The sequence below is a fragment of the Sporomusa malonica genome (genome assembly GCF_900176355.1).
GTDB classification, from domain to species: Bacteria; Bacillota; Negativicutes; order Sporomusales; family Sporomusaceae; genus Sporomusa; species Sporomusa malonica.
In genome coordinates this window covers 43,464-66,501 of sequence record NZ_FWXI01000012.1, presented here as the reverse complement: position 1 = coordinate 66,501, position 23,038 = coordinate 43,464, and the positions used below count along the sequence as shown (strand labels likewise).

Here is a 23,038-nt window from a genome sequence, read left to right as displayed (position 1 = left end):
CATCAGCTTTGTCTATTCATCTTACTATTGGGCCGAAAATCCACCGTCAGCAACCACAGCACTGCCGGTCATCGCCGATGACTCATCAGAGGCCAAGAACAAAGCTATACTGGCAATCTCTTCGGGTTCAATAGCGCGGCCAATTGGTTGGAAATCAGCCAAACCACTGAGCACATGGTCAAGACCACCCAACAGTGCGGCATGCGCATCGTTAAACCCGGTGCTGAGCCAACCAGGACAGATGCAGTTGGCTCGAATGTTTTCTTTGGCATAATCTAAAGCAATTGCCTTAGTGAGCATGAGAATGCCGCCTTTAGAAGCCACATAGGCTGACAAGAATTTTTCAGCAACAAAACTATTGGCAGAACCTACGTTAACAATAGAACCGCCGCCTGCCTTTCTCATCTCAGGGATACCATATTTACAGGTTAAGTACATTGATTTCAAATTGACATTCATTGTCCGGTCCCACATCTCTTCCGTAAGACCTTCTACGGTGCCTGGCAGATTTACTGCGGCATTATTGCATAATACATGGAGGGAACCATACTTTTCGATCGTGTAATTAATTAAATCTTGGACTTGTTCAGAATGGGAAACATCTAGCCGGAAAAAATGGGCATCACCGCCAAGGCTACAAATCTCTGAAACGGTATCTATTCCGGAATCCATGATATCAGCAACTACAACTTTGGCCCCTTCACGGGCAAATCTTTTGGCAGTACTTGCGCCAATACCTTGAGCTGCTCCGGTGACAATCGCTGTTTTTCCTTCCAATCGCATAGTAATCCTTAACCCCTTTAATAAATTATTTAACCAAGAGCTTTTAATGACGGTGGGACTTCTTTATACCTCTTTGATTTTACTGCACCGATGATGATGCCGATGACCACCCATGCTGCCCCTGCCGTGAACGTAGTCTCATCAAAGCCGGTCCAGACATAACCTACAATCAGAAAACCGATTAGCGGCATGATTAGATAAGAGAGCAGTGCTTTGCCGCTGCGCTTTTTCTTTATTACATAGAAGTATAAGAATACACTAAGGTTTAAGAGCATAAAGGAAGTGACTGCACCAAAATTAACAAACCTTAAAACCGTTTCAATGGACAGTGTTAAGACTGTGATTGCGCTAATGCCGGCAGATAAAAAGGTAGCTCGTACCGGCGTTTGGTATTGGGGATGAATCTCCTTGAACAGGCTGGAGAAAGGTAACAGGTTGTCACGGCTCATGGAATATAAAATACGGGATGTGGCAGCTTGCAGGTTTAAATTAACGGCTATCCCGATTGCAACCACATTAATGATAATAAGCAGTACATAAAAAGCGCTTCCCCCTGCTTCTTTTGCCAGATCGAAAAATCCCATCTCCGGATTTAACGTTTGATAGTCGGGATGAATTAAATGGGCTATGTAAGCCTGAAACATAAACAGGATGCCGATAATAATAATTGATAAGATGGTTGCTTTGCCAATTGTTTTGGTTGGATCTTTGGCTTCTTCCGACAAGGTGCTGATTCCATCAAAACCCAAAAAGCCTAAAACCGCAATGGAAGCCGCTTTTGCTAGGAGATCTGGACTAAAGTTATCGGCTCGGAAGAACGGGTCTAATGTAAATCCGCCTGCGCCATTGCCGTCGATAAAGACATATTTAATCCCGATAATTAACAGTACAAGTAATGTGGCTAATTGCATATAAAGCATGACTAAATTAGTTTTTGCCGTTAAGGTTATTCCACGGATATTAATCAGCGTATTAATTGCGATAAATACAAATGCCCAAACGACTGAGGGGATATTGGGAAATATTCCAGTCATCCATACACTGGTCATCAAATACAGCAAGGCCGGCGCCAGGATATAATCAGCTAATATAATCCATCCAGCGATAAAGCCTAGATGGGGATTCAGAGCCCTCTGTATATAGGAATAAACAGATCCTGAGATTGGGAACTCCTTAGACATATGGCTATAGCTATACGCAGTAAATAACATGGCAATAACACCAATGAGGTATACCAAACAAGACATTCCGATACTTTCTTGTGCCACCATGCCATATACTTGCATGGGCGCTAAGGGGGCCATAAAAATAATCCCATAAATAGTAAGATCTTTTAAGCTCAGTGTTCTTTTCAATTCTTGCTGATAGCCGAATTGACTTAGAATGGTATTGTTGTCATTACTCTGAACAGGTTTCATAAAATATCTCCTCTCTGTATTTTAGTTAATTATAATCCAGCAGAGGTTGAAATGGTCAAAGGATTGGTCTTGTCCAAATCCATTTGGTCAGGACAAAAATTCGTTTGCAAAAGATTTTAAATGCTGTTTGCTTGTAAAACTGTTATGTTGATTAAGCCGATTATTCGGTGCAGCAGCTTACAGATTTGCTTGATAGGAAATTAGGAGCAGGCTGTTGAATATAAAAGCAGGATAAATTGTCCATTATTAAGAAGTGTACCAGCGCAAGCCTATCTTATAAAAGCAGAATTTGACAGGCTTTTATCATCTGGCGTGTAGTATGATTGCTCTAAAGAGAGGGAGGCGCGCTGTGGAGTGGTTAAAGCGTATGCTGAATGCAATTGAATATATGGAAAGTCACATGGAGGAGCCTCTAGATGTTGGGAGGACTGCCCAAGTTGCCTGCTCTTCGATTTTTCATTTTCAACGAATGTTTCATATGCTGACAGGGGTGACGCTGGCTGAATATGTCCGTAAACGAAAGTTGACATTAGCAGCTCAGGAGTTGGTTTGTACTAAAGCTAAGGTGATTGATGTTGCTCTCAAATATTCCTATGATACTCCGGAATCTTTTTCAAAAGCCTTCCGCAGGGTTCACGGAGTGAGTCCCTCAGCTGTTCGTAAGCCAGGGGTGCCGCTGAAAGCCTACCCGAAGCTCTCTTTTCATTTATCAATAAAGGGGGATCAGGATATGGATTACAGAATCGTATCAAAAGAAGGGTTTCAGGTTGTCGGAAAAACCTTAAAAGTAACAACTAAAGATGGGGAGAATTTTAAACGAATCCCTAAATTTTGGAACGAATGTTACCAGGATGGAAGCTGCCCAAAGCTTTGCCAGTCGGGAAAAGAAAATTTGTTTGGGATATGCCTCGATATGAATCATGAACAGGAAGAGTTTACCTATATGATTGCTGTGGAAGGGGGAAGCCATCAGTTTGATGCTGAGTTTGTAACTAAAGAAATACCAGCTTCTAATTGGGCCGTTTTTACTTGCGTAGGAGCTATACCGGCGGCTATCCAGCAAACCTGGAATCGTATTTATCAGGAATGGTTTCCTGCTACTGGCTATGAACATGCAGGAACGGCAGAGTTAGAAGTATATCCACCAGGAGATTCCGGCTCGGACGAGTACCGCTGTGAGGTTTGGATTCCGATTTTGAAGAAAGAATAATAAAGAGGCTGTCGCGCAAGACAGCCCCCAAATACAACGAAAAACGGCTTCCGGCTACTGCCAGTTGCCGTTTTCTGTTGAAAATCAAGTATGTGAAAAGCAAGAAATTGCAACCAGATTATACAATAAACGGGAATGTATATCAACTGGTTATACCTATGGACATCGGCAAAATGATCCCGGCAGAGGATTCGGTACGGTTACTCAACGCGGTAATGGAAGGATGGATTACAGAAAATTGTCCATAAACCGCCTGCGACTTCATTTTTTCTTTCTCTCAACTGCTTTTTTCTTCTCTTTTACTCAATAAGGGCGCGTTGCTTTACGTTTTTTCAATAAACGTTTTGCAACACGCCCTTTTTGCTATGATTGTGGGTAGTTCTTCAACTTGACAGCTTGAGATGTCAGGTTGATTGCGTGAAAGTGGAGGTTATTTCTCTACCATGTAAGGATAATTAACTACTGTACGAGGAACCAATGTCTCTTTAATAGCACGTTGATTCATCCAGCGATATAAGTTGATTGCGCTGCCAGCTTTATCATTTGTTCCTGATCCACGGCTGCCACCGAATGGTTGTTGTCCGACAACTGCACCTGTAGGTTTGTCGTTGATATAGAAGTTGCCTGCTGCATGATCTAATGCTTTTGCTAGTTTGATAATTGCTGTTCTGTCTTGTGCAAATACAGCACCTGTCAATGCATAGCTGGTTGCTGTATCGCATGCTTTTAATGTTTCTTCTAATTTGTCATTCGGATATACATAAATGGTCATAACCGGTCCAAAGATTTCTTCGACCATTGTCTTGAATGTAGGTGTCTTTGCTAAGATTACTGTGGGCTCTACAAAGTATCCTACACTGTCATCGCATCCACCACCGATGATGATTTCAGCATCTTTAGATTCCCGTGCATAATCAAGATAGTTTTTGATGTTCTTGAAGGATTTCTGATCAATAACAGCGTTCATGAGGTTTGTAAAGTCACGGACATCACCCATCTTAATCTTCCCAATTTCTTCTTCAAGACGTCCTTTTACCTTGCCCCATAGACTTTCCGGGATGTAAGCACGGGATGCTGCAGAGCATTTCTGTCCTTGATATTCGAAAGCACCAAGAACGATTGCACATGTAAGTGCTTCAACATCTGCTGATTCATGAGCAAAGATAAAGTCTTTACCACCTGTCTCACCAACAAGACGAGGATAGGTAACATAATTATTAATGTTTTGACCAACTTGATTCCAAATATCATTGAATACGCCTGTTGAGCCTGTGAAATGGAAGCCTGCCATCTTCGGATGCGGAACTACAACCTTACCGAAGTCAACACCCCTGCAAGGTACAAAGTTGATAACACCTGCAGGTAAACCAGCTTCTATAAGGATTTGCATGAAGTAGTAGTTTGAAAGTACAGCTGTTGATGATGGTTTCCATAAGACAGTGTTACCGCACATAGCTGGAGCTGTAGGAAGGTTGCCCCCGATTGATGTAAAATTGAAAGGTGTGATTGCTGCAACAAACCCATCAAGTGCACGATATTCTACCCGGTTCCAAACCCCATCCGTGCTGAGGGGTTGTTGCTTGTATATCTCTTGGATGAAGTGACCATTAAAACGAAGGAAATCTGCCATTTCACAGATAACATCAATTTCTGATTGGTAAGGATTCTTGCTTTGTCCAAGCATACAAGCAGCCGATAATTTTGCTCTATATTTTCCTGTTAGTAAATCTGCTGCTTTTAAGAAAATAGTAGCTCTATGCTCCCAGGGCATGTTTTCCCATTGTTCTCTTGCTGCTTCTGCTGCATTAATTGCCATAAGAAGCTCTTTTTCACCAGCTATATAATATTCGCCAAGTACTTGCTGATGATCATGGGGACAAATCATTTTTGCTTTGGTTTCTGTACGAATTTCTTTTCCATCAATAATAAGCGGTACTTCAACTGGGTTAGCTAATTGTCTTTCAAGTTCTGCCTTTAAAGCAACGCATTCAGGTGATCCCGGCATATAACCTTTTATAGGTTCATTTACCGGAGGTTTGACTTGGAAATAGGCATTGTTCATTACTAAAATTCCTCCTTGCATTTATTTTTTGCCACCAACATATACAGTAATGTCATGGTGGTTTATTTAATGTTAGCTTACATTAAAAATGGAGCTAAGTACATTCAGAGTATTCTATGCATTGTATCAATTTTTTTGAATTATAGGCACTAGCCTGATACAATGAGTTGATTCAAAAAAATTGATTCTTTGTATGAATTATCCTAATTTTACTGAGTATTTTGATCGTGCTATGATTAGCTCATATAGCTTTAAAATGACCGGAACTTTAGATAATTCCCCCAAAAAGTCTCAATGACGCTGGATCTGTCTTTACTGCTTATTCCCATCGTTTAGAATAGTTCTGTAGAGAAATTATATGTAAACTAGGTAGAATCCTCAAAATTTAGTGGATCTCTACAGGAGTTTGTGTTTCAATGGTAGATAGTTATATAGTGCTGTATGATACAAGGTGAGGAGGCGCAGAGTGGACTATAAATTCCTTTTGGAATCTATATTAGAGCATCTGGATGAAGGAATTTTAGTGGTAGATAAAAACGCAAATGTTACTTTTTATAATGAACCGGCAACTAATATAGCGGGTATTACACAGGAAAAGGCGATCGGAAAAAATATATTGGACATTTTTCCTGATCTAACACCTGAAAGCAGTACTTTCTACCGGGTACTGAGAAATAAGCAACCTATCATAGATTATGTTCAGACATATATGAATTATCAGGGACTGAAAGTATCTACCCTGACGACGACGATACCTTTGTTAAAACAAGGGGAAATTGTCGGAGCTCTTGAAATTTACCGGGATTTAACGCAGGTGAAAGAATTATCAGAGAAAATATTAAATCTGCAATCGGAATTATTTAAGAAAAAGAGTAATGAGAAGTCATACAAGGGAAATGGGGTCATATATACCTTTGATGATATCATTGGCAAAAGTGACGCCATAAAAGAGTTAAAAAAACGGGCGCAAAAAATAGTCGACAGTAACTCGCCTGTATTGGTCTATGGAGAAACCGGAACGGGAAAAGAAGTTTTGGTGCAGTCTATTCATAATGCGAGTAAGGTACGAAGAAATAAGCCTTTTATTGCTCAAAACTGCGCAGCACTGCCCAATACACTCTTGGATAGTATATTGTTTGGCACAACATCAGGAAGTTTTACCGGTGCAAAAGATAAGCCGGGGCTTTTTGAGCTTGCGGATGGGGGTACTTTGTTTTTAGATGAAGTTAATTCCATGGATATGGAGCTTCAAGGAAAATTGTTGCGTGTTTTGCAGGATGGTATTGTCCGAAGGGTTGGAGGAGCCAGCACGGTGCTTGTCGATGTAAGAATTATAGCAAGTACTAACGAGCCACCACTAAAACTTGTAGACCAAAAAATTATGCGAAAAGACTTGTTTTACCGGTTAAATGTTATTCCTTTAAGTACTCCTGCTTTGAGAGACAGGAAAGAAGATATTTCGTTACTCACAAGGTTCTTCATTAATATGTATAATGCTAAAGTAAATAAGCAAGTAGAAATGATTTCCGCTGAAGCCTTGAATGTATTGCAGTCCTACTATTGGCCTGGAAACGTCCGGGAATTAAAATATACCATCGAAAGTATTATGAACTTTACTGATAGCAATATTATTGGCGTAAATGACATCCCTCATCATCTGCTTAACGCTAACCAAGTAGCTGGGATGAAGCAGGAAGAACCCGCAGGGGATATAGTGGTTTCTTCATTGGTGGACAATCTAAATGATTATGAGAAGAAACTAATTCAAAAAGCTATAAAACAAGCCAATGGAAATGGGGCTAAAGCTGCAAGAATTTTAAATATTCCCCGGCAGACGTTGCATAATAAAATAAAAAAACACAATATTGATTGGGAAATCTTAATAAATCATAACTAACAGTATGCAGCCCGGTGACTAAACCGTTTCTCAGTAAAAAAAACAATAAAACGTCCCTAAAATGAGACAATGTCAATTTTTATATCGTCTCATTTTAGGGACGTTTTTCAATTTTCGGAAATATTCAAAAGAACCAATAATTGAAAAGCAAGACAGACCGGGTTTATTGATATTTTTTCAATAGACTGCAATATTTGGCAAGGTTATTGCATTATATAGTTTTTCGCAAGATGCTGTTAGACAGAGGAAAGAGAGGAGGGGCGTTTTTTATACTCAGGGCCCTTGATTGTAGTAAAAAACCAAGTTGATTGGCGGTGCTATGCATGATTACGGGAACGGTATTTAATGTTCAAAAATATTCAATCCATGATGGACCGGGAATACGAACCACTATTTTTTTAAAAGGATGTCCGTTAGCTTGCTGGTGGTGCCATAATCCCGAAAGTTTGGCGTTACAAACAGAAATAGTTTTTTTGAAAAACAAGTGTATCGGCTGCGGCGATTGTGTGAAAAGTTGCCCCAATGGTGCCATAGCGTTTTCTGCCACTGGGCTGAAGAGAGATAATACCAAATGCAGCCTATCCGAAGATTGTGTAGATACATGTCCTACCGGAGCCATGGAGAAGGTCGGCAGGAAAATGTCAGTTAAGGATGTGATGCAGGAAATAGAAAAAGACAGGATCTTTTATGAAGAATCCGTCGGCGGAGCCACGTTTTCTGGTGGAGAAGCACTGATGCAGATCGACTTTCTTGAGGGAATTCTTGATGCATGTAAAACTAAAGGTATTCATACGGCCTTAGATACGTCAGGGTTTGCACCCTGGGAATCAATTGCCAGAATAGTAGATAAGGTGGATTTGTTTTTATATGATATTAAGCTTATGGATGCTGAAATGCACAAAAAATATACAGGTGTATCCAACCGGCTTATATTAGAGAATTTAAAAAAGCTTGCGTCAAAAGGCAGTAAAATATGGATTCGCATACCTGTTATACCGGGAATTAACGATGACGCCGAAAATATAGAAAAAACAGGTGAATTTTTATCTTCCTTGCATCTAAAGGATGTTTTTCTACTGCCGTATCACAATATTGCTATTGATAAATATACTAGGCTGGGAAAAATGTATCAGCTAGCTGATCTTCAGCCTCTTTCACATAAACAGATGAATGAGCTTTCACAAAAACTAAAAGAATTTGGACTAAACGTACAAATCGGAGGATGATGAAAAATGGCAAAAGGGATGAGCGTAAATAACAGAGTGAAACAATTAAGAGATCAGAGTGTCAACACAGTGCCACAGCTGTCTATCGAAAGAGCCATGCTGATGACAGAAGCATACAAAAAATTTGCCGGTCAGGTGTCTATTCCGGTGCTGAGAGCATTAACCTTTAAACATCTCATGGAAAACAAGACGATTTGTATCAATGAGGGCGAACTCATTGTCGGGGAACGGGGAACAGGGCCGCAGGAGGCGCCGACTTATCCGGAGTTGTGCTGCCATACGGTTGAAGATTTTGACATTATGGATAAGCGGGATAAAATCTTCTTTCGCGTTGATGAAGAAACAAAGCGTATCCAAGAAGAAGAAATTATTCCTTTCTGGCAAGGAAAAGCCATACGGGATTTGATGTTTGCTCAAATGACACCAGCCTGGAAGGACTGCTATGAAGCGGGAATTTATACCGAATTCATGGAGCAGCGAGCACCAGGCCACACGGTTGCGGATGGAAAAATCTACAACCAAGGCTTCCTGGATTTCAAAAAGACTATTATGAAAAAGCTTGAAGAGCTGGATTATCAACAAGATCCGGATGCTTACGAAAAGCAAGAAGAATTAAACGCCATGGCAATTTGCTGTGATGCCATTATCGTCTATGCCCAAAGGCATGCCGCTAAGGCCCGCGAGTTGGCGGATAAAGAACAAGATCCTGTGAGGAAGAAAGAATTAGAAGATCTTGTGGAAGTTTGCAGTCATGTACCGGCGTATGCACCAAGAACTTTCCGAGAGGCCTTACAGACCTACTGGTTTGTCCATCTGGGTGTAATTACGGAATTGAATACCTGGGATTCCTTCTGCCCAGGCAAGCTTGATATCCATCTGTATCCTTTCTATGAAAGGGATATTCAGTCAGGAATTTTGACGCGCGAAGCTGCCAAAGAATTGCTGGGCTGTTTCTGGGTGAAATTTAACAACCAGCCGGCACCGCCTAAGGTGGGCATTACACTCCAGGAAAGCGCTACCTATACAGATTTTTGCAACATCAATATTGGGGGAATCAAGCCTGACGGCAGTAACGGAGTTAACGAATTATCCTATTTGCTCTTAGATATTGTTGAAGAAATGGAACTGCTGCAGCCTAGCACAAATGTGCAGGTTAGTAGGAAAAACCCGGATCAATTTGTTATCAGAGCCGCTGAGGTAATTCGGGAAGGAATGGGCTTTCCTTCGGTGTTCAACACCGACGCAGTACTGGAAGAACTTCTCCGCCAGGGGAAAAGTCTTGAGGATGCGCGCGGTGGCGGCACCAGCGGCTGCGTAGAGGTAGGCTGCTTTGGTAAAGAAGCGTATATTTTAACAGGATACTTAAATCTGGTGAAAATACTGGAAATAACCCTCAATAATGGCATTGATCCGCGAACTAGCAAAATGCTGGGGCTTGCAACAGGGGATGTAACCCAATTTGGTTCATTAGAAGAGCTATTGGCGGCATTTAAGAAACAGGTCGAGTATTTTGTTGATATTAAGATAAGAGGCAACAACATCATCGAAGTTCTGTATGCCAAGTATATGCCTTCTCCCTTCATGTCTATCGTTATAGATGATTGTATTGAGAAAGGCAAGGATTATAATGCCGGTGGTGCCAGATACAATTCCCGGTATATTCAGGGTGTTGGTATCGGCAGTATTACCGATTGCCTGTCGGCTATTGAATATCATGTGTATGATAATAAGAAATTGTCAATGGATGAGTTATTAGCAGTATTGAAAGTTGATTTCGCAGGCCATGAAAAGGTGCGCCAGCTATTTTTGAACAAGACCCCTAAATACGGTAACGACGATGATTATGCAGATACTATTATGCTCAAGGTATTCGAGATCTTCCATGACGTTGTAAATGGAAGAAAAACTCCAACAGGCGGAACTTACCGGATTGAGATGCTGCCAACTACCTGTCACGTATATTTCGGTTCTGTTATTGGCGCAACTCCGGATGGCAGGACGGCCGGGCGTCCCCTTTCAGAGGGAATCTCACCTGTGCAAGGCGCAGATAAAAACGGCCCTACAGCAGTAATCAAATCGGCAGCCAAAATGGATCAATTAAGAACAGGCGGGGCTTTGCTTAACCAAAAATTCACACCGCAAGTGGTGGCAGGTGAAGAAGGCGTTAGAAAACTAAAAGACTTAATCAGAGCATATTTCAAGCTGGACGGACACCATATTCAATTTAATATTGTCGATGCCGCTACCTTAAGAGATGCCCAAAAGAACCCTGAAAAGTACAACAATCTTATTGTACGGGTTGCCGGTTATAGTGACTACTTCAATAATCTCACGAAAGCCTTACAGGATGAGATTATCGAAAGAACAGAGTATCAAGATTTTTAAAAAATATATTCCGCAGTAAAAACTAGCAGGCGGGTAGTGAATTGACGACAACGCTCCACTACTGGTGTTTGACTTCCGCGCTACCCGCCTGCGATAATCTGGACCGCCTCATAGAACTTGCTTTACTACAAGGATGGCCAACATCAATACTGTGATTAAAATACGATGTAACTGCGGATTGATGTTTATCCATACAAGCCTTTCGTTGGCCGAAAATAAATTTGCGTTTGAGCGAGGTGAAGCCAAATCGGAAGAAATACGCATTGATTTATACAATAAAGGGTTATGCAAGAGGAATCATTATACCATTAATCATCCTATTCAATGATGAGGGGGAAGCTTTAATATGGAATATCTCGGTAAAATAATTGATCTCTTAAATGGCTATGTTTGGTCACCAGCGATGTTGGTATTTGTTGTTGTATCAGGTGTATATTTTTCCATCAGACTCCGCCTTACCCAAGTCCGTAATTTAAAGGATATGGTGAGAAATCTGGTAAGTAACCAAAGCTCGGAAAGCGGCATCTCCACCTCCCATTCATTTTGGACTACCATGGCTGCCCGTGTTGGTGTCGGTAATATCGCCGGTGTGGCAGTGGCTGTTTATCTGGGAGGTCCGGGTACAATCTTCTGGATGTGGGTTACATCTATTTTGCTTGCCGCCATATCATTTACAGAATGCTCGCTGGGACAGTTATACAAAATTCGGGTTGACGGTGAGTACCGCGGCGGTGCATACTATTGTGCAGAAATAGGCTTGGGCTGGAAATGGTTTAGCAAGCTGTTTGCTATAGTCACTGTTGTGGGAATGTTGTTCGGTATGCCTGGCATTCAGGCCAATATGATCGGCGAAGGCTTAAATCACAGCTTGGGGATTTCCCCGTTGATGACCGGCGTGGTTGGTGCAATATTTCTAGGCATCATCATCCTCGGTGGTATCAAACGTATCAGCACCTTTGCTGCGATTCTTGTTCCCATAAAGGTAGGTCTTTTTCTGCTGTTAACGGCAATTGTACTAATTGCTAATTATGATAAAATCCCCACCATGTTTAGTTGGATTTTTTTATCTGCATTTGATCAAGGCTCGGTATTCGGCGGTATGATGGGCAGTGCGATTGCTATGGGTATTAGACGTGCCACCTTCGCATCCGGCGCCGGTATGGGTGAAGAAACTCCGGCTGCAGCTGCGGCTGAGACGGCACATCCTGTCGGTCAGGGTTTGGCTAATTCCTTCGGTATCTATATGGACATCATAATATGCACCTGTTCAGGTCTCCTGATTCTGGTTACTGACTGCTTCAATACGAAGTCCGGTTATATCGGTTCCGGTTCTGCCAAAATGGCGGAATTAGCTGCTGCCGGTAAGAACGGTATCGTATTTCCCCAGGAGGCTGTTGGTACACTCATGCCTGGTCTGGGCGAATTCGTTATGGGTGTGGTAGTAATATTGTTCGCTTTTACGACAATACTCAGCTATTATTATCAAGCGGAAACCGGTATGGCTTATCTCTTAGGCAATGCCAGCGAGAGCACACGCAAAAATGTTTATTTGGTTATGAAGGTTATGGTACTAATGGTGTATATTTATTTCTCCACCACCACTTCGACCGTTGCCTGGGGGGCAGCCGATCTGGCATGCGGTATGATGGTATGGTTGAATGTGTTAATGCTGTGGTTTTTGTTCCCGAAGGTCGTTGCTATGCTGAATGACTATGAGGAACAACGTAAGGCAGATCAAGTACCCTTCTTTGATCCTGATAAGGTCGGTATTAAGAACGTAGATCTCTGGAAAGAGATTAACAAGGACAAAATCACTGCTGTAAGAGAGAGCGACAAAGAAAAAATCACCGTTGCAAGATCGGGAAACCTTCAGCTAAATAGCTGACACCTTGCTGAGAATTTTGTATCGACATGGTCGGGTAGACGTGAGCCGAGAGGCTCACGTCTACCCGACCATAGGTTCATACAAAAGGCAGACATGAACTTTGTATAACAAAGAATTTTATGTCTGCCTTTTGCTTTTAAAAAAAATTTTTTGTGTATCACTCAAAATCAAGATAATTATTGTCACGCAGCCAAGAACGGGTGCATGCCAGAAATTTTTTAGCAGCCGGAGATATATTTTTTAGAGAGAGAGCTGCTATTCCGATGATCCGATAATCCGCTTCCTCTAAATCTACAATATGGATGTTATCTGGTACATTCACCAAAATCAGTTCTGGCAGAATACTGATCCCTAAGCCTTTTTGCACCATGGCCAAGATAGTCCGTTCTTCCATTAATTCATATTTTACTTGTAGATTCAATTTGTGTTCGTTCAAGAGGCGTCTAATATTATCATCGCTGCCCCATTGAGGCATAATAAAAGATTCATCTTTGATTTGATCATAGGAGATAACCTTTTGATGGCGCAGTGGGTGATTAGGCGGCAGGATGACAACCAGTTTATCCTTTTTTAGGGGAATGGTTTCAAATGGTTTAGAAATGGGTAAGCATACAAAACCAAAATCAACAGTGCCGTTCGATATCCAGTCATTCATTTCATCATAGCAGCCCAGATATGTTTTTACTTCAATGTGAGGATACTTTTCATTAAACTGTGCTAAGATTCCAGGCAACCACTGCATCGAGACACTCGATAGTGTTCCCATACGGACGGTGCCAGTGTCGAACCCTTTGATTGCAGCTGTTTCTTGTCGTAAGAGCGCTTCTTCATGCAAAATTCTTTGGACATGTTTAAGAATGCGTTCTCCGTTGCTTGTTAAGCTAATACCTGAACGATCGCGCTTAAGCAAGGCAAATCCTAACTCTGCTTCAAGGGTAGAGACGGCATAGCTAACTCCTGACTGGGTCAAATTGAGCTTTTCCGCAGCTTTGGTTAGGCTACCCGATTCAACAATAGTGCTGAATATCTTATATTTTGGAAGTGACAAGATAACCAACCCCCGACATGAATTTTCACAAATGGTACAGAGGACCAACTACATGTTTAATTTGAATGGTAAGTAAGTGGTTACGTAAACAATTATATGAGTTACCACCATAGAATAGAAGGTATATGTCGTATTTTAAATATACTATATGCAGACAAGACATGCTACTCATTTTTCAAAAGCTTATTGCGTATATGATTAGATCGAAATATAGTCATGTTAACGAGGGGAATTTCGAGACAATCAGAATGTGTATTTTCCGGCAAAGGTGGCGTTGGCAAAACCTCATTAGCTTGTGCATGGGATATAACCTAAACAAACATCCCAAGCGGCCGCTGGGGAACCTATTTGCATATTCCCCAAGCGTCCTAACAGCCATATACAGATTTTTTTAGGGGGAGGGCTTCCTCTGTTTTGTTATGCCCATAAACCGCCTGCGACTTCGTTTTTTCTTTCTCTCAACTGCTTTTTTCTTCTCTTTTATTCAATAAGGGCGCGTCGCTTTACATTTTTTCAATAAACGTTTTGCGACACGCCCTTATCTAGTTGGCTCACTAATCAAGCAAATCAATAGCCGTCATTGCCATGGCCTTAGCTCCTGCCAGCAGCCGCTTTTGTGCATAATCGGAACCGGCTGCAACAGCAAAATCCGGTGTATGGGCGACAAGATTGCAGCCAATGGCAAGATCAGGATGAAGGGTAGGTGTCCTGTGACTGACATTGCCGACATCGGTAGAACCACCTGCGTCTTCTGGGGTAAGCACAGTTACTGGTTCGCCTAACAGCGCCATATTGTTTTGGAACAACTCCATGAGCCTCAGATCGTTGATTAATTCTTTAAACAAGGGTTCGTAATGCAGGGTAGTTACTGTTGTACCAGTCGCTGCAGCCACCCCGTCTGCCAGCCGGCGCACGGCTGGCAGTACTGTCTCTTCCAGGTATTCTGAAGATAATGCCCGGACGGTGAGTTTAGCCTCTGCTTCTTCTGGGACGATATTGGGCGCAGTGCCGCCTTTGGTAATAATGCCAGCCAGAATGGTTTCTTGCGTAAAGGTCTGGCGTAAAGGTTTCAGTCCTTGATAAAACATGACAAGGGCATCCAATGCATTCACGCCTTTGTCGGTTTTACTGGCTACATGTGTTGGGCGGCCATAAAAGGTTACCTTAAGTGGGTGGGTAGCGTAGGAAGTACCACCGATATTGTTATTGGCGGCAGGATGGACAATAAGCGCCGCTGTTAAGCTGTCAAAAATGCCGTCTTCCGCCATAGCTACTTTAGCCCCAGTTGTCTCTTCGGCTGGGCAGCCAATTAAATAAGATACAGCCCGGTCAGCAGCTACGGCGGCGAATGCTGCTGCTGCGCCCCAGCTCATAGCGGCAATGAGATTGTGACCACAGGCATGCCCAAGCCCGGGTAATGCATCATATTCGGCTAAAAAAGCAATTTTTGGGCCAGTGCTGCCTTTGCTGGCAATAAAGGCCGTCTCATAACCGCTGATATTTGACTGCAGGGAGAAGCCACTTCGCTCTGCGACCTCTGTAAGGAGCTGGGCTGCTTTGTATTCCTGGCCGCCCAGCTCAGGATTAGTATGCAGAAATAGACTGATCTCCTTAAGCTCGGGCGCCATTGCATCTACAACAGCGATAACTTGCTCTTTCAGTGCTTGTTTATTCATAGAACGCCTCCTGTTAACAGGCTGTTTTAGTAGATTTTAATTTATGCAGTAGTGGCCGCTTCGGTAATTACCAGCCCGCCGTCTTCAGTTCGCAGCGTGGCCTTAACCCCAAGGGGCAGCGTCGCTTTGTCTGCAGTGTGTCCAAAATACAAATTAATGAGCACTGGTTTGTTTAAGTCACCTAAACGATCCCTTAATACTTCTTCGACGGTAAAACTAGGCGGCTTGGCTTCTAGCTCGCAATCAGTGCACACATCAAACACAATTCCGGCCGCAGCCTGCAGTTTGCCGGCCAATAGTAACTGGGTCAACATCCGGTCGATACGGTATGGCGCTTCACCAACGTCCTCCAGGCAGAGGATTTTACCACAGGTATCAATCTCGTAAGGGGTGCCCAGCGTGCTGGCAATCAGACTGAGGTTACCCCCAGTCAGGCAGCCTTCGGCTGTTCCTGGCACGATAAATTCGGGAACTGGGACAAGCGGCGGGTTGACAATAGGTCCAAGCGGCTCGGGTGTTGTGACGGCCTGCAAAAAATATTCCCAGGTGTATGGTGAAATGTCTTGACCCATATCGGACGCCACCATGGGGCCGTGAAAGGTGACAAGGCCTGTGCGCTGGCCAATACTAGTATGCAGGGCAGTAATATCACTATAGCCGACAAATATCTTAGGATGCTTTTGTATGAGCTCATAGTCCAGAAGCTCTAATAACCGCATAGTGCCATATCCGCCGCGGAGGCAAATGATGCCCTTGATATCAGGTGCTGCAAACATGGCATTAAGATCAGCAGCGCGCGCCATGTCCGAGCCTGACAGATAGCCCAGTTCCTGATTGACTGTTTTACCAAGCTGCACTCGAAAGCCCTTTGCTTCCAGCAACTGGGTTCCGGCGGCAGCAAGCTCCTGATTCCCAGGACTGGCGGGGGCAATTACGCCGATCGTATCCCCGGGGCAGAGCCGGCGGGGTTTAATCCGGGGAGTGAAATCCATATCGTCATCTCCTTGGGTGAGTCAATATAAAGGGATATGCACGTAGTAAACGGCACATCCCTGCTTAAGTTAAAATACTGCTATGGTTTACTTCTCGATGAAAGTTGTCTTAAAGTCGGCTAAGCCGAGCACTGACCAGAAATAGCCTTTCACATAGGGTTTGGCGATGAAGGGTTGGGTAGTGTAGTAGATGGGGATAATTACGGCATCATCAAAGAGGATCTTCTCGGCATCATGCATAGCTTGCATCCGAACTTTTTGATCAATAGTGGACTGAGCCTGCTCTACCAGGCGGTTATAGGCAGGATTGGTGTAGTTCGCATCATTATCGGGGTCTTTAAACACGTCGATAAATGTCATGGGGTCGGCATAGTCCCCAATCCATGAGGCTCGGGCAACCTGGAAATCACCATGTGTTCTTGCGGCTAAGAATACTTTCGATTCCTGGTTAGTTAAATTCACAGTTACGCTTAAGTTTTGTTTCCACATTTCTTGCATGGCTTCGGCAATGGATTTATGCAGTTCACTAGTATTGAACATCAGCGTAATCGGCGGTAGGCCCTTGCCGTCAGGATAGCCGGCCTCAGCCAGTAGTTTTTTGGCTTGGGCTGCGTCCTCTATCGCATAATTTCCGCCTTCTTCACGGAAATCTTTGCTGGTAGCAGGGTTAGTGAGTCCAGGTGCTACCCAGGCATAGGCCGGTTTTTTACCGCCTTTGATTACGTTCTTGACCAGAGCCTCGCGGTTAATCGCCTGAGCGAAAGCCTTCCGGACTTTCGGATTGTCGAAGGGGGCCGCTTGGGTGTTAAAGACATAATAGTATATACCTAGATAAGGGGAGATCTTGAGCAAGTTTGCCTGTGTGAGCCGGTCGTGCTCAACAACAGGTGGTTCTACCATCATATCAACCTGATTGTTTTCTACCATGGCTAACCGGGTGGTTTGGGAATCGCTGATAGGCCATTCCATTTTTGCGAGTTTTACAGCGGCAGCGTCCCAGTACTGATCATTTTTGATAAATTCAATTTTGCCGCTGTGTGTCCAATTGCTGATTTTGAACGGACCATTACCAATTAAAGTGGTGGTATCGTTTGCCCATTTATCCGGGCTGGCAGTTACTGTTTTTTGGTGAACCGGATAGAAAGCATGGAAGGCCACTAAGCTTAGGAAATAGGCTGTAGGCTTATCCAGTGTTACTTCCAGTGTCTGGTCATCAAGGGCTTTTACGCCTACCTGATCTGCTGTCAGCTTTTTCTCATTATATGCTTGTGCATTTTTAACCGGAAACAACATGTAGGCATTTTCTGAAGCCGCCTCAGGGCTTAACGCCCGCTTCCAGGCAAAGGCAAAATCTTGAGCGGTGACTGGTTGACCATTTGACCATTTGGCATTAGCACGTAAATGGAATACATATTTCAGCCCATCGGGCGAAATATCCCATTTTTCGGCAACACCTGGTACAGGCTGGTCTTTGGCATCAAGCCGGGTTAATCCTTCAAAAATTTGTAGTTCTACCAATGACTCCGGAATTGCCGAAGACATGGCCGGGTCTAGGGTCGCAGGTTCTGCTTCCAGGGCATAGCGAAATACCTGCTCGTTTGTACTAGTGCCGGATTTTCCGCAGCCTGCTGTTAGTGTTGCTAGCATTGTTAGCATCAGCAGGACAGCACAGAGTTTTTTACATGACATTGTCACTCCTCCTTAAGATATGTAATCATAGATGGTTTTGCCAATGTTGGCAACCAATTGAAGCCCCTCATAGTTGGCCGCAAGGTCGGCGGTGAGCACACAAATAATATAGGAACCACCGGGTACAAATAGAATTCCTGCATCATGCTCGGCGCCTGGCAAAGTCCCTGTTTTGTGAGCGATTATTATTTCTTCAGGCAGATAAAAAGGCAATTTATCCCGAACCTGCTGCCGCTTCAGGATATCCAGCATCAATGCGCTGTGTGTGGGCGGTAGAGCGAGACTACTGCTGGCAATGCTTGCAAACAGGTGGGCCAGATCAGCTGCTGAGGTATAGTTCTCTTTACCGGCTTTGGCTGCTTCGAAATCCATCATCTTGCGCCGCAGTACTGTAGACCGTAATCCCAGACTGGTTATGGTTGCATTTATGGAATTCATACCTACGAGATCGATTAATATATTGGTGGCGGTATTGTCACTGAGAATAATCATCAGCGTAACAAGCTCACGGACAGTCATGGTTACACCTGAGCGCAGCTCTTTTAGGATTCCGGCGCCACCTGTTTGGACCTGGCTGGTTATTTCAAGCGTTTCATCCAGATCGATTAATCCTGCAGCAGCCTGACGCATAACCTCAATCATAATTGGTACCTTAATCATACTTGCGGCGGGAAATACCATGTCCGGATGCAGCTCTAGTCTGGCCCCGGTATTTTGATTAATAATCACAATTCCTGAGCGGCCAGTATATTGGGCTAAAATAGCCTGGATTTTTTGGTGTAGAACTTCCATCGTTGACTCCTTAAAAGATTTATATTCTACAGAAAAGAAAAAGAAGTTTGCAGGCGCAGGTGGGTAGTGTCACCTGCAAAATATTTTAGCACGTTGAATATAAATGACAGGCAGTCATATGCCCTGCACCTATATCCATAAGTCGAGGCTCCTGTTCGGCACAGAGCGGCATGGCATAGCGGCAGCGGGTTCGGAAGCGGCAGCCTGAGGGCGGATTGATAGGGTTAGGAACATCACCTGTCAGGAGCAGCCGTTCCCGTTTGGCCTCCACCACCGGATCAGGTATGGCTATGGATGAAAGCAATGCTTGTGTGTAGGGATGCTGTGGATTACTGTACAATTCAATGCTATCAGCTATTTCTACAATTTTGCCAAGGTACATGACGGCTACACGCTTGCTGATATGTTTTACCATGGCTAAGTCATGGGCAATGAATAAATAGGTCAGTCCCAGCTTTTCTTGAAGGTGCTCTAATAAATTAACCACTTGGGCCTGAATGGAAACATCCAAGGCCGAAATTGGTTCGTCACAGATAATGAAACTTGGCTCGACTGCCAGCGCCCGGGCAATGCCAATTCGCTGCCGCTGGCCGCCGCTGAATTCATGGGGGAAACGGCTGGCATGTCCCTGGTTGAGTCCAACTAGCTGCAGCAACTCGACAATTCGGTCTGTTTTCCCGGTGCCGTTAGCCAGGTTGTGGATGTATAAAGGTTCGCCGATAATGTCCCCAACAGTCATGCGTGGATTGAGTGAGGCGTACGGGTCCTGAAATATCATTTGCATATTGCGGCGTAACTGTTTTTCTGCTGACTGGCTGTCGATAACCTTTCCGTTAAACAGGATTTCTCCGGCCGTGGGTTTATATAAATGAATAATGGTCCGGCCGGTAGTAGACTTACCACAGCCGCTTTCGCCTACCAGTCCGAGCGTTTCGCCTTTGCGAATGCCAAAACTTATGTCGTCTACTGCTTTTAGGCAGGCAGTAGGGCGCCCCAAAAAGTCAGTCTTAACGGTAAAGTACTTTTTAAGATTTCGTACCTCCAAAATATTATTTTGGTCCATTAATCTGTACCTCCGGCTTTGGGGCGCTGGGATGCTGCAGCCAGCATTTTACACTGTGCAGTTGGGTGATCTGTGTTGTTTCTGGATAAACCTCTGTGCAAATATGCATAGCATGAGGACAGCGAGGATGGAAGGGGCAACCGGTCGGCGGACACAAGAGGTCAGGCGGCTGCCCTTCAATGACAGCTAATCTTTGCTTTTGCTTGGCATCCATGCGGGGTACTGATTTTAATAGTCCCCAGGTATAAGGGTGCTGGGGAGAATGAAAGATATCCTCAGCCGTTCCAGCCTCGGCAATTTTACCGGCGTACATTACAATGACCCGACTGCATATCCCGGCAATGGCGCCAAGATCATGGGAAATAAAAATAATAGACATAGTTAGCTTTGCCTGCAGGTCTTTCATTAAAGCAAGAATCTGGGCCTGGATGGTTACGTCAAGTGCTGTTGTCGGCTCATCCGCAATTAAAAGCTTAGGATTGCAGGCTAGCGTGATGGCAATCATGGCCCGTTGGCGCATGCCGCCACTGAATTGATGGGGATAATTCTTTACTCGCTGCTCCGGCGATGGAATACCGACGAGCCGCAGCAGTTCTACAGCCTGGGTATAAGCAGCCGCTTTATTCATGTTTTGATGCAGTTGTAAGGATTCGGCAATTTGCATCCCGATCGTAAGTACCGGGTTCAGGGCAGTCATTGGGTCCTGGAAAATCATACTGATGTCATTTCCACGGATTCTTTCCATATCAGTTTCAGGTCTTTGCAGGAGATCAGTACCTTCAAACAGGATTTTCCCGTTCATATATTTACCCGGAGGTGTGGTGATAAGCTGCATAATAGCATGAGCAGTCACGCTCTTACCGCAGCCAGATTCGCCGACAATACCAACAGCCTCCCCAGGGAAAACCTGAAAACTAACGCTATTTACAGCCTTTACTTCACCGGCGTGGGTATCAAAGGAAACAGCCAATTCTTGCACATCTAATAACGGATTCATGCTTTACCTCCTAGCGCCGTATGCGGGGGTCAAGCGCATCGCGCAAACCGTCCCCGAGGAAATTGAAGGCCAGCATCGTGATGCTGATGGCCATAGCCGGAAAAAACAATTGAAAAGGGTAAGAACGCAAGCTGGTTACTCCTTCGGAAGCCAGAACTCCCCAACTTGCCATGGGAGCAGCCACGCCCAGACCGATAAAGCTTAAGAAAGCCTCGGCGAAGATGGCTTCAGGAATAGCCAGAGTCATGGTAATGACAATTGGCCCCAGGCTATTGGGGATGAGATGCCGTAATAGAATACGCCAGGTACTTGCGCCAAGAGTTCGGGCTGCCAGAACATATTCTTGTTCTTTGAGGCTTAAAATCTGCCCGCGGACGATTCGCGCCATGCCCAGCCAGTACGCAATACCGAGGGCGATAAAAATGTTAGTCAACCCTGGCTTTAGCACAACCATGAGCAATATTACATAGAGCAAAAGTGGGATACCGTACAAAATATCAACAATATTCATCATCACTCTGTCGACACGGCCACCTAAGAAGCCGGCTAACCCGCCGTAAATAACGCCGATGGTTAGATTGATCAGACTGGCGACAACGCCAATGGATAACGAAATTCGCGCACCGTACAGGACGCGAATAAATAAATCCCGGCCAAGGCTATCAGTGCCAAACCAATGCCCGGCGCTCGGTGGTTGATTGGTTTGACTGAGATTCTGATCAGAGTAGGATAAACTGGAAATCCACGGACCAATAATAGCTACGGTAATGATCAGGGCCAGGGTATACAGGCTGATCATAGCCAGCTTATTTTTTTTCAGACGTTGCCAGGCATCCTGCCAGTACGTCGTACTCGGGCGGATAGTAGTTTCAGCCGGACCGCTGCGGGTGAGGGGCGTAAATGAATCACTATGTAATTGCATTCTTTTAGCCCTCCTGTTTCCCATTTAGTTTTATGCGGGGATCCAGCAGCGGATAGATCAAATCGACAAGTAGATTTAGGCTAATGACTAATACGCTGTAGAAAACTGTCACACCGAGAATTACGGTATAGTCCCGGTTATAGATGCTTGTAACAAAATGCCGTCCTAAGCCTGGGATGGCAAAGATATTCTCGATGATAAAACTTCCAGTAAGTACAGAAGCTGTCATTGGTCCAATGTAGGTGACTACCGGTATCAAGGCGTTTTTTAGTGCGTGACGGTAGAGGATAACGGTTTGCGGCAGGCCCTTGGCCCTTGCGGTCTTAATATAATCTTGGGCGAGGACCTCCAGCATGGTTGAACGGGTGAGGCGGGCGATAAAGGCCATCGGATGGGCGGCTAGCGCCAGGGCCGGCATAATGACATATTCCACACCGCCCCACATGGCAGCCGGCAATAAGCCAAGTTTGATGGCCAGTACATAGACCAACACTGTGGCCAGTACGAAACTGGGAACTGATACACCGATTGTTGCAAACAACATCGTAGCATAGTCCTGCCATTTATTTTGGCGTAATGCCGCAATAACACCTGCAGGAATGCCGAGCAAGATGGCTAAGCCAATACTTACAGCGCCTAGTTGAAAGGATACAGGAAAGCTTTCGCCGATGATATCATTGACTGAACGGCCTGCATATTTAAAGGAAGGTCCCAAATCAAGGCGGATTAAATTGGCCAGGTAGTCTGTGTATTGCTTCCATAAAGGGTCGTTAAGGCGATAGTGTTCTTCTATGTTTTTTAGTACCGCAGCGGGAATATTCTTTTCGTAGGTGAAAGGGCCGCCTGGGATGGCATGCATTAAGAGAAAAGTAATTGAAATAATAGCCAACAGAACAAGCAATGAACTAAAAATGCGGGTTGCTATATATCTAAACAAACGTGGGCACCCCTTTCTTGAGCAATAAAAGGTATATTCGCTCTGTATACCTTTAT

The 23,038-nt window shown here is 44.2% G+C and carries 18 protein-coding genes; 6 read left to right on the top strand and 12 right to left on the bottom strand.

The window, feature by feature from the left end:
* Positions 1-24 precede the first annotated feature (24 nt).
* Together B9A22_RS14365 and B9A22_RS14360 are read right to left on the bottom strand one after the other, a co-directional pair.
* Positions 25-783 (bottom strand): SDR family NAD(P)-dependent oxidoreductase, encoded by a 759-nt coding sequence (locus B9A22_RS14365; RefSeq protein WP_084576505.1) that lies wholly within the window; start codon positions 781-783, stop codon positions 25-27.
* Positions 784-812: 29 nt separating this feature from the next.
* Positions 813-2,201 carry an APC family permease gene (locus B9A22_RS14360; RefSeq protein ID WP_084576503.1) on the bottom strand — a complete coding sequence of 463 codons (1,389 nt, stop codon included), beginning with the start codon at positions 2,199-2,201 and terminating at the stop codon, positions 813-815.
* A gap of 349 nt (positions 2,202-2,550) precedes the next feature.
* Between B9A22_RS14360 and B9A22_RS14355 the strand changes: the two genes are divergently transcribed.
* Entirely contained in the window at positions 2,551-3,411 is an 861-nt protein-coding gene (locus B9A22_RS14355) for an AraC family transcriptional regulator (RefSeq protein WP_176215528.1), read from the top strand.
* On the top strand, positions 3,384-3,659 hold the full coding sequence (locus tag B9A22_RS25475; RefSeq protein ID WP_084576499.1) for a hypothetical protein: 276 nt from the start codon (positions 3,384-3,386) through the stop codon (positions 3,657-3,659). The genes B9A22_RS14355 and B9A22_RS25475 overlap by 28 nt, the downstream gene beginning before the upstream one ends.
* A gap of 182 nt (positions 3,660-3,841) precedes the next feature.
* Here B9A22_RS25475 and pruA read toward each other — a convergent pair whose 3' ends face one another.
* Complete coding sequence (gene pruA / locus B9A22_RS14345) at positions 3,842-5,473, bottom strand: L-glutamate gamma-semialdehyde dehydrogenase (protein ID WP_084576497.1); 1,632 nt, start codon at positions 5,471-5,473, stop codon at positions 3,842-3,844.
* A 466-nt stretch (positions 5,474-5,939) separates the two neighbouring features.
* On the opposite strand from pruA, the gene B9A22_RS14340 reads away from it, so the two are divergent.
* The 4 genes from B9A22_RS14340 (at position 5,940) to B9A22_RS14325 (ending at position 12,866) form a co-directional block, all read left to right on the top strand.
* Positions 5,940-7,370, top strand: a complete 1,431-nt coding sequence (locus tag B9A22_RS14340) for a sigma-54 interaction domain-containing protein (RefSeq protein ID WP_084576495.1) — start codon at positions 5,940-5,942, stop codon at positions 7,368-7,370.
* Between the two features lie 323 nt (positions 7,371-7,693).
* Positions 7,694-8,596 (top strand): trans-4-hydroxy-L-proline dehydratase activase, encoded by a 903-nt coding sequence (locus B9A22_RS14335; RefSeq protein WP_084576493.1) that lies wholly within the window; start codon positions 7,694-7,696, stop codon positions 8,594-8,596.
* Between the two features lie 6 nt (positions 8,597-8,602).
* Entirely contained in the window at positions 8,603-10,981 is a 2,379-nt protein-coding gene (gene hypD, locus B9A22_RS14330; protein WP_084576491.1) for a trans-4-hydroxy-L-proline dehydratase, read from the top strand.
* 346 nt (positions 10,982-11,327) lie between these two features.
* Positions 11,328-12,866 (top strand): alanine/glycine:cation symporter family protein, encoded by a 1,539-nt coding sequence (locus tag B9A22_RS14325; RefSeq protein WP_084576490.1) that lies wholly within the window; start codon positions 11,328-11,330, stop codon positions 12,864-12,866.
* Between the two features lie 157 nt (positions 12,867-13,023).
* Here B9A22_RS14325 and B9A22_RS14320 read toward each other — a convergent pair whose 3' ends face one another.
* The 9 genes from B9A22_RS14320 to B9A22_RS14280 all read right to left on the bottom strand — a co-directional run bounded on the left by B9A22_RS14320 (position 13,024) and on the right by B9A22_RS14280 (position 22,982).
* Complete coding sequence (locus tag B9A22_RS14320; RefSeq protein WP_084576488.1) at positions 13,024-13,914, bottom strand: LysR family transcriptional regulator; 891 nt, start codon at positions 13,912-13,914, stop codon at positions 13,024-13,026.
* A 554-nt stretch (positions 13,915-14,468) separates the two neighbouring features.
* Positions 14,469-15,590, bottom strand: coding sequence for an amidohydrolase (locus B9A22_RS14315; RefSeq protein ID WP_084576486.1), 1,122 nt, complete (start codon positions 15,588-15,590; stop codon positions 14,469-14,471).
* Between the two features lie 41 nt (positions 15,591-15,631).
* Positions 15,632-16,582 (bottom strand): S66 peptidase family protein, encoded by a 951-nt coding sequence (locus B9A22_RS14310; RefSeq protein WP_084576484.1) that lies wholly within the window; start codon positions 16,580-16,582, stop codon positions 15,632-15,634.
* A gap of 87 nt (positions 16,583-16,669) precedes the next feature.
* Positions 16,670-18,271, bottom strand: coding sequence for a peptide ABC transporter substrate-binding protein (locus B9A22_RS14305; RefSeq protein ID WP_084576482.1), 1,602 nt, complete (start codon positions 18,269-18,271; stop codon positions 16,670-16,672).
* A gap of 12 nt (positions 18,272-18,283) precedes the next feature.
* Positions 18,284-19,063, bottom strand: coding sequence for a serine hydrolase (locus B9A22_RS14300; protein WP_084576480.1), 780 nt, complete (start codon positions 19,061-19,063; stop codon positions 18,284-18,286).
* A gap of 85 nt (positions 19,064-19,148) precedes the next feature.
* On the bottom strand, positions 19,149-20,126 hold the full coding sequence (locus B9A22_RS14295) for an ABC transporter ATP-binding protein (RefSeq protein ID WP_084576478.1): 978 nt from the start codon (positions 20,124-20,126) through the stop codon (positions 19,149-19,151).
* Complete coding sequence (locus tag B9A22_RS14290; RefSeq protein ID WP_084576477.1) at positions 20,113-21,123, bottom strand: ABC transporter ATP-binding protein; 1,011 nt, start codon at positions 21,121-21,123, stop codon at positions 20,113-20,115. Before B9A22_RS14290 ends, B9A22_RS14295 begins: the two co-directional genes overlap by 14 nt.
* A 10-nt stretch (positions 21,124-21,133) precedes the next feature.
* A complete protein-coding gene (locus B9A22_RS14285) occupies positions 21,134-22,045 on the bottom strand; it encodes an ABC transporter permease (RefSeq protein ID WP_084576475.1) in 912 nt (303 codons plus the stop codon).
* Positions 22,046-22,049: 4 nt separating this feature from the next.
* The gene (locus B9A22_RS14280; RefSeq protein ID WP_084576473.1) at positions 22,050-22,982 is read right to left on the bottom strand and encodes an ABC transporter permease; all 933 of its coding nucleotides are present in this window, start codon (positions 22,980-22,982) and stop codon (positions 22,050-22,052) included.
* Positions 22,983-23,038 lie beyond the last annotated feature (56 nt).

Excerpts from the sequence above, each read along its gene's own strand:
- B9A22_RS14365 (WP_084576505.1), bottom strand. The coding sequence starts at position 783 with ATGCGATTGGAAGGAAAAACAGCGATTGTCACCGGAGCAGCTCAAGGT.
- B9A22_RS14360 (WP_084576503.1), bottom strand. The coding sequence starts at position 2,201 with ATGAAACCTGTTCAGAGTAATGACAACAATACCATTCTAAGTCAATTC.
- pruA (WP_084576497.1), bottom strand. The coding sequence starts at position 5,473 with ATGAACAATGCCTATTTCCAAGTCAAACCTCCGGTAAATGAACCTATA.
- B9A22_RS14335 (WP_084576493.1), top strand. The coding sequence starts at position 7,694 with ATGATTACGGGAACGGTATTTAATGTTCAAAAATATTCAATCCATGAT.
- hypD (WP_084576491.1), top strand. The coding sequence starts at position 8,603 with ATGGCAAAAGGGATGAGCGTAAATAACAGAGTGAAACAATTAAGAGAT.
- B9A22_RS14325 (WP_084576490.1), top strand. The coding sequence starts at position 11,328 with ATGGAATATCTCGGTAAAATAATTGATCTCTTAAATGGCTATGTTTGG.
- B9A22_RS14315 (WP_084576486.1), bottom strand. The coding sequence starts at position 15,590 with ATGAATAAACAAGCACTGAAAGAGCAAGTTATCGCTGTTGTAGATGCA.
- B9A22_RS14310 (WP_084576484.1), bottom strand. The coding sequence starts at position 16,582 with ATGGATTTCACTCCCCGGATTAAACCCCGCCGGCTCTGCCCCGGGGAT.
- B9A22_RS14305 (WP_084576482.1), bottom strand. The coding sequence starts at position 18,271 with ATGTCATGTAAAAAACTCTGTGCTGTCCTGCTGATGCTAACAATGCTA.
- B9A22_RS14300 (WP_084576480.1), bottom strand. The coding sequence starts at position 19,063 with ATGGAAGTTCTACACCAAAAAATCCAGGCTATTTTAGCCCAATATACT.
- B9A22_RS14295 (WP_084576478.1), bottom strand. The coding sequence starts at position 20,126 with ATGGACCAAAATAATATTTTGGAGGTACGAAATCTTAAAAAGTACTTT.
- B9A22_RS14290 (WP_084576477.1), bottom strand. The coding sequence starts at position 21,123 with ATGAATCCGTTATTAGATGTGCAAGAATTGGCTGTTTCCTTTGATACC.
- B9A22_RS14285 (WP_084576475.1), bottom strand. The coding sequence starts at position 22,045 with ATGCAATTACATAGTGATTCATTTACGCCCCTCACCCGCAGCGGTCCG.